Below are 12,972 nucleotides of genomic sequence, written 5' to 3' on the forward strand. Positions count from 1 at the left end.
GGTAATCCCACCTTACATAAAGCCAAAATTTGGGAACTGTGGTGGCCATCAGTGGCCCTGTGGGCGGCTGAAAAACGGATTGTGACGCTTTTCATAGCCAATGGTGCTGGGCATGCCATGGCCTGGTAGCACCATTGTCTCATCAGGCAGCGTGAAGAGTTTGTCGCGGATGGCCTGCAACAATTGCCTACCATCACCATAAGCAAAGTCACTCCGCCCCACTGTGCCTTTGAAGAGGGTGTCACCTGTGATGACTTTCCGCCCATGGGCATCATGCAGCACGACATGGCCTGGGGTGTGGCCTGGCACATGGTGCACATGCAGCGGGTGAGCTAGCAGATTCAGGGTTTCACCATCTGTCAGGTAACGGTCTGGGGCAACATTCTCCATGTCCTCAAGGCCACAACTTGCCGCCTGCTGTTCCACGCTGGCCAGCAGGGGAGCTTCAGCCTTCAGGGGGCCAAGAATGGGGACGGGACCACCCTGACGCTTAGCCAACGCCGCAGCCAACGCGCGTGCACCGCCAGCATGGTCCATATGGCCGTGGGTAAGGAGGATGGCCTTCACCCGCAGCCCCTCCAAAGCCTTTAAAAGGGCTGGGACATCACCACCAGGATCAACAATAACAGCATCACCCGTATGATCGCTGATGATGGTACAGTTCTGGCGCAAAGGCGTCACTGGCATGATGCGCATGTCCAGGGGGGGAGGGGTCGTGGTTTGGCCTGTCATGGTCGTCTCCAACAAAGCGTCAAGTGGGGCCTGCCCGGTTTATCTGGAAGGCAGGCTAAGGGGCATTTTCCCTTCTGGGCAAGGATAAAGCCGCAAGGGGCGTTGTGGCGGGGCAGATGGGGCACGTTGTGGGAGAAGGCTTTGGGGTGACATGCTCCACCCCACCGGCCATTAATGCCGCAATGGCCCTTTGGGCAGCTTTTTGACGGAAAACATTGACGCGCCCTTACCAAAAGCCGCAAAATGCCCCATGCTTGCCAAGCACAAGCATCAGCTGCCTGCAGGGAGTTGTCGTGAAAAATCAAAAAAGAAGATCCAGGGTGAAAATCACAATCAAAAAAACCCGCAGGCAAAAAATGAGGAAAACCGCCCTGGCAAGCGCCTTAGGGGGGCTTGGGCTTTTGGGGCTTCTCAACGCGCCAGCGGCCCAGGCCTCCTCCCATGGGCGTCACCACCGTGGCACAGCCCATGCCCACCACCATGTTTGGCGCTGGCACAGCAGCAACAGCCTTGTTCACTGGGGGCGCCCACACCGTTGGCACCATGTCATTCAATGTGTGGCCTATGTTCACCAGGCCACTTCTTTCCAAATTCATGGCAACGCGCGTGACTGGTGGCCACGGGCCGCTGGCCGTTATGAGCGTGGGCAAACCCCAGAACCTGGTGCCGTTCTGGCCTTCCGCCCAACAGCGCGCATCCCCCTTGGCCATGTGGCTGTTGTACGCAGCCAACTTGACGACCGCACCATTCTGATTGACCAGGCCCATTGGGCCTCCCCTGGCATTGCGCACAATGTGCGTGTGGTTGACGTCTCCCCCAACAATGACTGGACGGCTGTCCGTGTGGCGCTTAACGGCAACAGCGCCAGACTGGGCAGTGTCTACCCCACACACGGCTTCATTTACGAACGCTTCGCCACTGGCTCCACAGCAGCCCCTTACACCCCAGCTGCGCACCAGACGGCCATGCCCATCTCCACAACAAACACAGCCCTGGTCAACCCTTACAAGGCACGGCGGCAGAATATCGCTGCCTATTGGCGCGCCAGGGCAGCGTACTTGGACACACTGCGCAGCGGCAAGCACGGCCATGACCGCACGCCTGTCCGCTACCACCCGACTGCCAACACAGCCTGGCACAGTAACGCAGCCCAAACAGACAACAGCCTGGTTGACGACAGCAACACCCTAGACCCCTAAGGTTTGGAATCCAGGCCAGGGAGAGTGCCTTTAACCAGGCCGCCCACTGCGGTGGTAAGGGTGGCCTGTGGCAATAGCCTGCGCCCTGTAGATCTGTTCTGCCAATAAAATACGCACCAACATGTGTGGCCATGTCAAAGGCCCCAAGGTCAAGACCGCATCAGCACGGCTTAAAACTGGCTGGTCAAAGCCCTCCGCCCCGCCAATAGCAAAACATAAAGGCCGCCCAGAAGCGCGCCAGCGCTCCAAATCCACGGCCAGCTTTTCGCTGCTGCGCACAGGGCCACCCATGTCCAACGCCACCAGCAAGGCGTCATCAGGGCAGGCTGCCAGCAGGGCTTCACCTTCGCGGCGCTTGATTTCACCAGCACTGCCCCTGCCCTGGGGAAGTTCAGTCACAGTCAACTTGGGGGAGAGCCGCGTTCTGTAGCGCTCAAACAGTTCCTGTTCAGGACCACGGCGCATTTTGCCCACAGCAAGCAAACGCATGGTCAGCGCCCAGCTTTAGGAATGACCACTTCCTCAGCATCCGCCACGTCAAGCGCGCTGTTCCACATGCGCTCCAGCCCATAGGTGGTCCGCCCTTCAGGACTGAAAAGGTGAATGACGATGTCGCCAGTGTCCAGCAATGTCCAATCACTGCTGTCGCTTCCTTCAGCTGAAGCGCTCAGGGCGCATTCCTCCTTCAGGGCCCGTTCCAGATGGCGTGCCAAAGCCCCCATATGGCGCCCTGAAAGGGCCGTGGCGATCACCATGGTTTCAGCGAAGCTTGCGCGGCCACGCAAATCAATAATGGCGATGTTGTCAGCTTTGGCACCATCAAGGGTGGACAGGATGACGTCAAGGCGCCGTTCAACAGCTTGCTCTGCTTTGTTTGAACCCTGCCAGGTGTCTTCAGGATGGGGGGTGGGAAAAGTGTTCAGGGCTGTCATGCTTGATGTCGAAATGGTCAATTCTCCAATGAAGGCGCAGACCAAGGGCCTTACTCTGGCTGTTGCCGCCTGCGCAATGCTGTGGCTGATATAGGGTTGGGCTGCATGGAAATAAATGTCCAGCCTGGCTTTTCTTGCCTTGGCTGCATGGCTAAGGAAGCTGGCTGGCAACGGCGGTGCCGCAGCGCTGTAGCTGCACGCCCTTGCAGCGCACGCCGATCAGCGCCAGGGCGGTTGAACACAGCAATAGGAACAGTGTCAGCAATTTGGCGCCAACTCTTCCATTTATGGAAATTGGCCAGCCCATCTGCGCCCATCAACCAGATGAACTGCGTTCGGGGGTAAAGTTTCTTCAGACGCTTCAACGTGCGGATGGTGTGGCGTACGCCAAGCTTCCATTCTATGTCTGTAGCGCGGATGCGCGGGGGTGAAGCCACTTCCTGCGCCCAAGCCAGACGCTGCTTGAAAGGGGCCATGTCACCATGGCCCACCTTGAGGGGGTTCCCTGGGGAAACCATCAGCCATACTTCATCAAGGCGCAAAGCCTTCAAGGCCTCATGGGCCAGTTGAACATGGCCCCCATGGGCAGGGTTGAAGGACCCCCCCAACAAGCCTATGCGCTGAGCGCGCCCACTGCCACCTAACGCCAAGGCCGGCATGGCCAGGGCTGCCTTGCCAGGGTAGGTTTCAGCCACGCACCTGGCCGCTGCCGCGCACCTCGTAACGGTAGCAGGTCAACTGTTCAGCGCCCACAGGGCCGCGGGCGTGGATCTTGCCTGTGGCAATGCCAATCTCAGCCCCAAATCCAAATTCCCCCCCATCGCAGAACTGGGTGGAGGCATTAACCATCACAACAGCACTGTTGGTGCCATTGATGAATTTTTCTGCCGCCCGCTCATTTTCCGTGATGATGGCTTCCGTGTGGCCACTGCCATAACGGTGAATGTGGTCCAGGGCTTCATCAAGGCCGCCAACCACACGCACTGACAGCACAGGGCCAAGCCATTCAGTTGCAAAGTCACCCTCCCTAGCAGCTGGCAGGGTGGGCACTAAGTCGCGCGCCTTTTCATCAGCCTTGAAGGTGCAGCCGGCTTTTTCAAGGTCAGCCACCAGCAGCGGCAGCAGCGCAGGCGCGATGGCTTCATCAATCAAGAGCGTTTCAGTGGCACCGCAAATCCCAGGCCTGCGCATTTTGGCATTGAGAAGCACTGAACGCGCCATGTCATGGTCAGCGTCCTTGTGCACATAAGTGTGGCACAACCCTTCGGCGTGGGCGAGAACAGGCACGCGTGCCTCCTGCAGGACACGTTCCACCAGCTTTTTGCCGCCCCGCGGGATGATTAAATCCACCAATCCGGAAGCTTGCAGTAACGCCCCCACCAAAGCGCGGTCTGTTGTGGGCATGACCTGAACCATGTCAGCGCTCAGCCCCGCTTCCTTCAGCCCCTCTACCATGGCTTCGTGGAAGGCGCGTGCCGTATGGTGGCTGTCGCTGCCACCACGCAGCAGAACGGCATTGCCAGCACGCAGGCAAAGGGCTGCTGCTTCAGGCCCCACATTGGGGCGGCTTTCATAAATCATGCCCACAACGCCTATGGGGGCTGAAACACGCTTGAACGACAACCCATTGGGCTGTTTCCAAGCCTCCAGCACACGCCCCACAGGGTCTGGAAGGTCTGCGATGCGCTCCAGCCCCGCAGCGACACCCTCCAGGCGTTCAGGGGTCATGGTCAGGCGATCGCGGAAAGCAGGGCTGTAATCCGCAGGGAGGTTTGTCAAGTCACGGTCATTGGCTGCCAACAGCGCCGGACCATGGCGGCGGATGGCACCAGCCATGGCACGGATGGCACCAGCGCGTGCACCGTCAGTGCTGCCAGCCAAGGCATCTGCGCCATGGCGCGCCTTCTCACCCATGGCCTGCACAATGCGGGTGGCTTCCTCATGCGTCATCGCAGCCATTCCCTACTCCCTCACTTTATCAGCTTATGACCTTCACACATTGAAACGGAACAGAAGGACATCGCCATCCTGAACCACATATTCCTTGCCCTCAATGCGCAAACGCCCTTGCTCACGCGCTCCTGCCTCCCCCCCGTGGGTGACGTAATCATCGTAAGCAACCGTCTCGCAAGCAATGAAGCCACGCTCGAAATCATTGTGAATCACAGCGGCCGCCTGGGGAGCCTTGGTGCCAGCCGTGATGGTCCAGGCGCGGGTCTCCTTGGGGCCCACTGTAAAGTAGGTGCGCAGCCCCAGCAGGTCGTAGCCAGCCTTGATGACACGGTCCAGGCCACTGTCAGCCAGGCCCAGCCCCTCCAGGAACTCGGCCCTTTCCCCTTCGGGAAGTTGGCTCACCTCCGCCTCAATGGCAGCGGAGACCACAACCACGCCGGCGCCCTCGGCAGCGGCCTTCTTGCGCACAGCCTCTGAATGGGCATTGCCAGTGGCTGCTGATTCCTCGTCAACATTGCACACATAAAGCACTGGCTTAGTGGTCAGGAGCTGCAGCCGGGCCACGGCCTCCTCCTGCCCAGGCTGGACAGCAGTGCGGGCAGGCTTGCCAGCGCGCAGCGCCTCCACTAAGGGGGCAGCGAGCTCAAGGCTCGCCTTTGAGTCGCGGTCACCACCACGGGCGCGTTTCTCCCAGCCAGCCATGCGCCGCTCCAGGCTCTCCAAGTCAGACAGCATGAGCTCCGTCTCGATAATGTCAGCATCACGCACAGGATCAACGCCGCCCTCCACATGGGTGACGTCATCGTCCTCAAAGCAACGCAGAACGTGGATGATGGCATCCACCTCACGGATGTTGGCCAGGAATTGGTTGCCTAACCCTTCCCCCTTGGAAGCGCCGCGCACCAGGCCTGCGATGTCGACAAACTCCAGGCTAGTGGGAACGATTTTCTGCGATTTGCCCGCTTTGGCCAAAACATCCAAACGCTGGTCGGGCACAGCCACACGGCCTGTGTTGGGCTCGATGGTGCAGAAGGGGTAATTGGCCGCCTGCGCAGCTGCAGTCTGCGTCAAGGCGTTGAACAGGGTGGACTTGCCCACATTGGGCAGACCAACGATGCCATTGTTGAATCCCATTGCCTGCCTGCTCCTGTCCTGATCTCAAATATAATAGATGTGTCAACAACAAGGACCATGCCCTTGGCAGGCCCATCAGCTGCGCAGCAAGCTCACCTTGCTCATGAAAGCACTGCCATCGCCTGCGGCCAAAAGTGGTGCGGCACGCGCAACAGCGTCCAGCCATGCTTCCAATGGGGGACGCTCAGCGCTGTTAAAATCCCCCAGCACATGGCCAGTCACGCGTTCACGCGCACCAGGGTGGCCAATGCCCATGCGGACACGTTGATAATTCTGCACGCCTAGCATTTTATCCATGGAACGCAAGCCATTATGGCCTGCGGCGCCACCGCCTGTTTTGACCTTCATGCGGCCAAAATCAAGGTCAAGCTCATCATGGAAGACCGTGATGTCCTCCACGGGGATTTTGTAAAAGGCAGCCCCTTGCTGAACACTTTCACCTGAAAGGTTCATGTAAGTTGCAGGTTTGAGAAGGAGAATGCGCACCCCCCCAAAACGGCCTTCACTGGCCAGCCCCCTGAAGCGCGCACGCCAGGGTGTGAAGGAAGGCTCCAACGCCTGAATAGCATCCACAGCCATGAAACCGATATTGTGGCGGTTGCCACGCATAGCAGAACCAGGGTTGCCCAGTCCCACCCACAATTTCATGCCCATGCCACCATGCCCCCTTCAAGCTGCGCCTTGGTGGGGCGCCGCACCTAGCGTGGTGGCACGCATGGCAGCGGCAGGGCACCGTTCAAGCCTACCAGCACGCCACAGCGCACCCTGTGCGGCACCCCAGGTTGGTTTCCCCCTGCTGAGTTATTTCTTCTCAGGCTCAGGAGCGGGGTTGGCGGTCTCCACCTCAGAGGCAGCGCTCTCCTCTTCAGGTTCAGCCTCCACCTGCGGTGCGGAGATGGAAGCCACCACGAAGTTCTCCTCGTGGACCAGCGGCACCACGTTGGCCGTGCCCTCCAGGTCTTCCCAACGGATATTGTCGTTGATGTCGAGCTTGCTCAAATCAGCAACGAAGTGCTCTGGCAGATGCTCAACGTCCGTTTGGACGTCAACATTGTGGCGGGCGATGTTCAGGACGCCACCACGCTTGATACCAGGGCTCTCCTCCTCACCCTTGAAGACCACGCTGACCGGCACAGTGATTTTATGGCCAGGCACCAAGCGCAGGAAATCAATGGAGATGGGCGCATCTGAAACCGGGTGGAACTGAATAGCGCGGATCAAGGCATGTACTGGGGTGCCGTCCACATCAAAGTTATAGACGCGTGACTGCCAGCCGCCACGGTGCAGTTCCTTCATGATCTGGCGTGGGTCAAGCTGCACCAGCGTAGGGGCCTGCTTGCCACCGTAAACCACGCCCGGCACTTGGCCGGCGCGCCTCGTGGCGCGCGCTGCCCCCTTACCTGCATCTGCGCGTCCAGAGACTTCAAGGGATGTCATTTTTGCCACAATGGGGCTCCTTAAATAATCGAATAGCCTGAATGATTAGTGAGCGCTCTCAATAATCTGGGCCAGCCAAGCCTCCAGGGGTGCCTGGCTGGTTGCCTGCCCTAGCTGATTTTAAGCCCAATTACAATCCAGCCCCCTTTAGGCTGGTCGCGCACGAATAGCTGAAAGTTGACGCCCCGTTGGGCCGCCACCTGTTAGGTGGGTGCGGCGGTAACTGAAAAAGCGCCCATCACGCACCGTGTCCACCGCCATGACCCGCACAGCGTCCACGCCAGCCAGGCGCAGCCGTAACGCAACATAGGCTGGCAAATTGAACATGAAGTGCCCTGACCGTACGGCAGGGGTGAAAAGGTGAGCCGCCGCCTGCTGAGCCACCCCTGGGGTGCCATCCAGCACAGCGCTGCGCATGTCAGCGCCCGTTTCATAGCTGGCAGGGCCGATGGCAGGCCCTACAACAGCCTGCACAGTGGCTGGCACAGCGCCAAGATCCACCATGGCGGCCACTGTATTCTCCAGAACACCTCCCACAGCGCCCCGCCAACCAGCATGGGCAGCGCCCACCACAGCACCACCCTCTGTGGCCAGGAGGACAGGAACGCAATCAGCCGTCACCACTGACAACACAAAGGCTGGGTCATCGCTCACCAAGGCATCCGCTTTTTCCTTGGCCACCGTTTCCCTCCAACTTTCCGTGGCTAAGGCGCCCCGCACTGTGAGCACACGCGCCCCATGAACTTGCTCCGCCCCTAGGAGGTGCTCAGGCGTGACACCCAGCCAACTGGCTACCCGCCCCCTGTTGGTTGCGACATTGCTGGCTGCGTCATCAGTCAGAAGGCCTGTGTTGAGGCTTTCATAAGGACTGTGCGACACGCCCCCAAAGCGATTGAAGAAACCATGCCACAGCCCCTGCGCTTTCCAGGTGTCATCTTGCAGGGGATCAAGGTGAGGGGTGGTGTCCATGATCAATCAACCTTCCCTTGAGGTTCTAGGCTTTGCTCTGCTGGGGAATCAAGCAAACGTGGCGTGGCGCCAGCTCCCACGGCCTCAGCCAGGACTGGCGGCCTGCGGAGGGCATGCACAATCAGCCCTAACCCAGCAAGCGCCATGGGGATGCACAACAATTGGCCCATCGTGGCGTGTCCTGCCAGGAAGCCAATGTTGGCATCAGGCTGCCTGAAGAACTCGCACCCAGCACGCGCCACAGCGTAACCCAGCAGAAACAGACCTGAAATCAGCCCTGGCCTGGCGCGTAAGGCTGGGCGCAGCACGGCACTGAACAGCAGGGCAAACAGCAGAAGGCCTTCAGCACAGGCTTCGTAAAGTTCTGAAGGATAACGGGGCAGAGGGCCTGCCTGAGGGAAAATCATCGCGCCAGGCCAACCTGGCGCCGCCACCCGCCCCCAAAGCTCACCATTAATGAAATTGGCGCACCGCCCCAGGAACAATCCAATGGGCACCACCACGACAATGCGGTCAGAGAAAGCCAGGAAAGACAATTTGCGCCGCCAACAAAATAGCGCCAGCGCCAGCACCACACCCAATGCCCCGCCATGGAAGGACATGCCGCCTTTCCAGGTCTCCAGAATGGCCAGGGGGTGGGTGAAGTAAAAATCAGGCCTGTAAAACAGCACATAGCCCAAGCGCCCCCCCAGCAGTACGCCCAGCACGGCGTAAAGCATGAAATCATCCACTTCCGCCGAAGTGGCTACGCGCGGCTTCAAGCTGCAAAGCCACTTGGCCAAAGGCAGCGCTATTAAGAAAGCGGTGATATAAGCCAGTGCGTACCAGCGCACGCTGAGCGGGCCGAGCGTGAAGGCCACGGGATTAAAGTGTGGGAAAACCAACGGTGCGCTCATGCCCAGTTCCTTGCTGTGGTGGCGTGAACCACCTGTTTGCCTGCAGTCTGGGCAGATTTCAAAACATGCGGCCCAAGGCGCCCCAACGCGGCAGGGCTTAAACTAGGGCTCAAAGTGTGCGCGGCCCAGCAGGCCCTGCCTGCATAAGGTAGGATTGCACATAACGCCGCACCCCCTCCTCAAGTGGGGTGAAGGGGGCCTGATAACCAGCTTCCCGCAACGCATCCATGTTAGCCTGGGTGTAGTATTGGTACTGCCCCTGCAGCCGCTGTGGCATGGGAACGTAGGTGATGGCCTCTGGCCTATCTGCTGCCTGGCAAACGGCGCGTGCCAGATCACTGTAACTGCGCGCCTGGCCAGTGCCGCAGTTGAAAAGCCCGCAGACGTGGGGATTCCGTAGCAGCCACAGCACCACGTCAACGCAGTCTCCCACCCAAATGAAGTCACGCTTCTGCTGGCCATCGGCCACGCTGGGGTCGTCAGACTTGAAAAGTGTCAGGGGGCGGCCCGCTGCAAGCTCATCATACTTGACCTTGATGACCGACATCATGGCGCCCTTGTGGTATTCATTGGGGCCATAGACATTGAAAAACTTCAGGCCAGCCCACTGAGGGGGGGAGGGATGGCCCCTTTCCAGGGCTTGGCACACCCACAGGTCAAACGCCTGCTTGCTCCATCCATAAAGGCTCGTGGGGCGCAGCCGTTCCAAACCCTCCAAACCATCCCTAAAGTCATTAACAGCACTGCCATAGGTGGCTGCGGAGGAAGCGTAGATGAACGGCACGCGTGCTCGCGCGCACCACCGCCAAAGCTGCTGGGGCAGCGCCACATTGGTGCGCCACACCAGGTCGCCATCCTTGGCCGTGGTCTCGCTGATGGCGCCCAAGTGCACAACAGCACGCAAAGCCGGGGCGCGCTCCAGCCATGTTGAGAGAGCTTCAGGCGCCACCACCTCCAGGGGGGGGTGGGCAGCGAGGTTGCGCCAGCGCCCAGGCTGCGCCTGTCCTGTGCTCAAAGCGCTGGATGCCCCGCCACCAAGCCAGTCAGCAACAATGGTTTGGCGGTTTTGCGCAAACAACCTCTCCTGCAGGCAGGAGCCGATGAATCCAGCACCACCAGTAATCAGTATCATGGCCCTTGCATCGCTTATTTTCGCGCTCCCCACAGTTCCTGGCTGGCATGTGAAACGGATTGCCTAACTCTGTAAACATGACAGGGGCAAAATCTGTTATTCACTACAGCTACATCTTCATGTCACCTTGCGGTCACGTCAGCTTGGCAACAATAACGTCCTACCAAAGCGCCACCCCTGAACGCCGGCCAGACCAAACCCACTATCCCAACTTTATGTTAAGGAGATCCACCATGGCAGAACGTCCACGCCTTTTTGATGACATCACCGGCTTGGCCGGCACAGCCCTTTCCGCCTTCCAAGGTGCCAAGGAGGAATTGGAATCACTGGGCAAAGGTCGCCTTGAGGAAATCGTCAACCGACTTGATTTGGTGCGCCGCGATGAGTTTGACGCTTTAGCTGAGATGGCCGCTCGCTGCCGCCGTTCAGAAGAGGAGCTGACCGCCCGCGTGGCCCAGTTGGAAAAACAGGTGCAGAGCCTCTCCGACCAGGTGAGCGCCCTTTCCGCGACTGAAACAGCCGGGCTCTGAAAACGGAGCGCCAACCCTGGCCCTGTTTCCCGTAGCTTGCCACCACGACTTGCCTGCCCCTGAAAGGTCGCGCTGCCATCATGACATCTTCCCCCAACACCATTCTGCTGGCTGGCTGTGGCCATATGGGTTCAGCGCTGCTTCATGGCTGGCTCAAGTCAAAACTGCCCCTGCGCCTTTATGTTCTAGACAGGCATTACCAGCCCCCGGCAGGCGCCCCTGTGACAGTGTGGCGCACCCTTGCGGACATCCCAGAGGATTTCAGGCCAGACATGGTTGTTCTGGCCGTCAAACCCAAAGGTGCTGACGCTTTCCTGGAAGCACTCCATGAACGGTTAGGCCGTGGCCTCAGCCACGCTACCCTCCTTTCCGTTGCCGCAGGGCGCAGCTGCGCCAATTTGGCCAAGGCTTCAGGTGGGATGGCGGTGGTACGCGCCATGCCCAACACCCCAGCTGCCATCGGCGCTGGCACTACAGGCCTTTACAGCGCCCCTGACGTGCCGCCTGCGCGTGCCGCCTTGGCTGCCCAGCTTATGAAGGCCGTTGGCGCCGTGGTGGAGGTGCCGCATGAAAACGACCTGGCTGCCGTCACGGCCATCTCTGGCTCTGGTCCAGCTTATGTGTTCCTGTTGGCGGAACTGCTTGAGAAAGCTGGCCAACATTTGGGGCTGAATGCGGAAACAGCCAAGCTGCTGGCGCGCAACACGGTTTATGGCGCTGGCGAGATGCTGCATGAGGACCCTTTGAGCGCTGAACAGCTGCGCCGCAATGTCACCAGCCCAGGCGGCACTACTGAAGCTGCGCTCAAAGTATTTATGGCGCCAGATGCCTGGCCAGCCACAGTCGAGCGCGCCACGGAGGCTGCCGCGCACCGCGCTGATGAGCTCAGCCAGTGAGCTGCAACCCCCTCCAAGCTCCTTTGTGAACTGCACCCCCTTAACATTCGCCACCCCAGGACATCACCATGGCTTCACAAGCAAATGCCACGACACCCACCCCCCAGGAAAAACGCTTGCTGCAGTCAGCTATGGCCTTGGCTGGGGAGCGGGGTTGGCATGGCTTCACCTTAGTGCAGGCCGCTGAACAGGCAGCCATTCCCTTAGCGCAGGCACGGGTGTTGTGCCCCTTCAAACCAGTGCTGATGGGCTGGCTTGAAGCCATGGCAGACAGCCGCGCCCTTTCCAACCCCGCTTCAGGCACTGTACGTGAGAAACTGTTTGAGCAGCTCATGGCACGCCTGGACGTTTTCCAGGATTACCGCCCAGGTGTTGTGGCGGCGCTGCGGGTAACCCCTCTGGACCCGGCCCTGGCGATAACAGGCCTGGTTTCCGGCCTGGGCAGCCTGCGTTGGTTGGCTGACCGCGCTGGATTAGACAGGCGTGGCCTCCTTGGCTTGGTGCGCCTGCAGGCCCTTGGTATGGCTTGGATGATGACGTTGCGCACGTGGGAACGTGATAAGGGGCCTGACATGGCCCAAACCATGAAAACGCTGGACGAGGGCCTAGAGCGCCTAGAGCGCAGGGGATTCCTGAAGGCCGCACAGCCAATTGCCGAGCCTGCTGAGCCAGGCGTTCCTGACCACCTCATCATCACTGGTGGCGCAGCCAGCAGCCCTAAAGGCCAGGATGGTGACGATAGCTGGCCAGATGAGCTGCCCCCAGACCTTTGAAGGCGCTTTTGCTAGGGTGCCTTCATGGGGTCGAAGGCACGCCAGGGTTTTCACGTCTTACAAATAAAGTACTTTACCTTGCGCTGTCTGCAGGCTAGAAAGCAGAAGCGCTTTGGGGCGTAGCCAAGCGGTAAGGCAGCGGATTTTGATTCCGCCATGCGGAGGTTCGAATCCTCCCGCCCCAGCCATTTCATTTTCTAAAATCAATTGCTTTTTGCGGGCCTTGGCAGTGCTGCCAAGCAGCCTGCAATGGTCCTTGACCAGCCCTGCGCTGCAGGGCTGATTGGCAAGTCTTATCGTGCTAGGGTGGTTCTTGGCCCAGAAACGCGTCAACCACAAAGCGTTTCTGGTAAGGCGGCCTGATGGAGCGGCAATCAGCCCTCCCAGGT

General features: G+C 59.6%; 15 protein-coding genes and 1 tRNA gene. 5 read left to right on the forward strand and 11 right to left on the reverse strand.

The window, feature by feature from the left end; all coding sequences use genetic code 11:
- Positions 1 to 48: 48 nt before the first annotated feature.
- The gene (locus E3E12_RS03935; RefSeq protein WP_168194380.1) at positions 49 to 732 is read right to left on the reverse strand and encodes an MBL fold metallo-hydrolase; all 684 of its coding nucleotides are present in this window, start codon (positions 730 to 732) and stop codon (positions 49 to 51) included.
- Between the two features lie 356 nt (positions 733 to 1,088).
- Between E3E12_RS03935 and E3E12_RS03940 the strand changes: the two genes are divergently transcribed.
- Entirely contained in the window at positions 1,089 to 1,931 is an 843-nt protein-coding gene (locus E3E12_RS03940) for a CHAP domain-containing protein (protein WP_141443170.1), read from the forward strand.
- A 30-nt stretch (positions 1,932 to 1,961) separates the two neighbouring features.
- Here the strand turns inward: E3E12_RS03940 and E3E12_RS03945 are convergent, their stop codons facing one another.
- From E3E12_RS03945 to rfaD, 10 genes are all read right to left on the reverse strand, one after another.
- Positions 1,962 to 2,420, reverse strand: coding sequence for a 23S rRNA (pseudouridine(1915)-N(3))-methyltransferase RlmH (locus E3E12_RS03945; protein WP_141443172.1), 459 nt, complete (start codon positions 2,418 to 2,420; stop codon positions 1,962 to 1,964).
- 2 nt (positions 2,421 to 2,422) lie between these two features.
- Positions 2,423 to 2,884, reverse strand: coding sequence for a ribosome silencing factor (gene rsfS / locus E3E12_RS03950; RefSeq protein WP_206338668.1), 462 nt, complete (start codon positions 2,882 to 2,884; stop codon positions 2,423 to 2,425).
- 29 nt (positions 2,885 to 2,913) lie between these two features.
- The gene (locus E3E12_RS03955) at positions 2,914 to 3,558 is read right to left on the reverse strand and encodes a nicotinate-nucleotide adenylyltransferase (protein ID WP_240810573.1); all 645 of its coding nucleotides are present in this window, start codon (positions 3,556 to 3,558) and stop codon (positions 2,914 to 2,916) included.
- Positions 3,551 to 4,822 carry a glutamate-5-semialdehyde dehydrogenase gene (locus E3E12_RS03960; RefSeq protein WP_408869933.1) on the reverse strand — a complete coding sequence of 424 codons (1,272 nt, stop codon included), beginning with the start codon at positions 4,820 to 4,822 and terminating at the stop codon, positions 3,551 to 3,553. The genes E3E12_RS03955 and E3E12_RS03960 overlap by 8 nt, the downstream gene beginning before the upstream one ends.
- A gap of 33 nt (positions 4,823 to 4,855) precedes the next feature.
- Entirely contained in the window at positions 4,856 to 5,950 is a 1,095-nt protein-coding gene (gene ychF, locus E3E12_RS03965; RefSeq protein WP_141443176.1) for a redox-regulated ATPase YchF, read from the reverse strand.
- A 75-nt stretch (positions 5,951 to 6,025) separates the two neighbouring features.
- Positions 6,026 to 6,598: an aminoacyl-tRNA hydrolase gene (gene pth, locus E3E12_RS03970; RefSeq protein ID WP_141443178.1), complete on the reverse strand. Its 573-nt coding sequence runs from the start codon at positions 6,596 to 6,598 to the stop codon at positions 6,026 to 6,028.
- A gap of 153 nt (positions 6,599 to 6,751) precedes the next feature.
- Positions 6,752 to 7,396 carry a 50S ribosomal protein L25/general stress protein Ctc gene (locus E3E12_RS03975; RefSeq protein ID WP_141443180.1) on the reverse strand — a complete coding sequence of 215 codons (645 nt, stop codon included), beginning with the start codon at positions 7,394 to 7,396 and terminating at the stop codon, positions 6,752 to 6,754.
- A 138-nt stretch (positions 7,397 to 7,534) separates the two neighbouring features.
- A complete protein-coding gene (gene pgeF, locus E3E12_RS03980; RefSeq protein WP_141443182.1) occupies positions 7,535 to 8,356 on the reverse strand; it encodes a peptidoglycan editing factor PgeF in 822 nt (273 codons plus the stop codon).
- Positions 8,357 to 8,358: 2 nt separating this feature from the next.
- The gene (lgt, locus tag E3E12_RS03985; RefSeq protein ID WP_141443184.1) at positions 8,359 to 9,252 is read right to left on the reverse strand and encodes a prolipoprotein diacylglyceryl transferase; all 894 of its coding nucleotides are present in this window, start codon (positions 9,250 to 9,252) and stop codon (positions 8,359 to 8,361) included.
- A gap of 109 nt (positions 9,253 to 9,361) precedes the next feature.
- Positions 9,362 to 10,384 carry an ADP-glyceromanno-heptose 6-epimerase gene (gene rfaD / locus E3E12_RS03990; protein ID WP_141443186.1) on the reverse strand — a complete coding sequence of 341 codons (1,023 nt, stop codon included), beginning with the start codon at positions 10,382 to 10,384 and terminating at the stop codon, positions 9,362 to 9,364.
- A 233-nt stretch (positions 10,385 to 10,617) separates the two neighbouring features.
- Here rfaD and E3E12_RS03995 point away from each other — a divergent pair, with 233 nt between their 5' ends.
- The 4 genes from E3E12_RS03995 (at position 10,618) to E3E12_RS04010 (ending at position 12,771) form a co-directional block, all read left to right on the forward strand.
- Positions 10,618 to 10,914, forward strand: a complete 297-nt coding sequence (locus E3E12_RS03995; protein ID WP_141443188.1) for an accessory factor UbiK family protein — start codon at positions 10,618 to 10,620, stop codon at positions 10,912 to 10,914.
- An 80-nt stretch (positions 10,915 to 10,994) separates the two neighbouring features.
- Entirely contained in the window at positions 10,995 to 11,810 is an 816-nt protein-coding gene (gene proC, locus E3E12_RS04000; RefSeq protein WP_141443189.1) for a pyrroline-5-carboxylate reductase, read from the forward strand.
- Between the two features lie 68 nt (positions 11,811 to 11,878).
- On the forward strand, positions 11,879 to 12,583 hold the full coding sequence (locus tag E3E12_RS04005) for a TetR family transcriptional regulator (protein WP_141443190.1): 705 nt from the start codon (positions 11,879 to 11,881) through the stop codon (positions 12,581 to 12,583).
- Between the two features lie 113 nt (positions 12,584 to 12,696).
- Positions 12,697 to 12,771: transfer RNA gene (locus tag E3E12_RS04010), tRNA-Gln, on the forward strand.
- The last annotated feature ends 201 nt before the right edge of the window (positions 12,772 to 12,972 follow it).

Origin of the sequence: Formicincola oecophyllae (assembly GCF_006542395.2) — a bacterium.
Lineage (GTDB): Bacteria > Pseudomonadota > Alphaproteobacteria > Acetobacterales > Acetobacteraceae > Formicincola > Formicincola oecophyllae.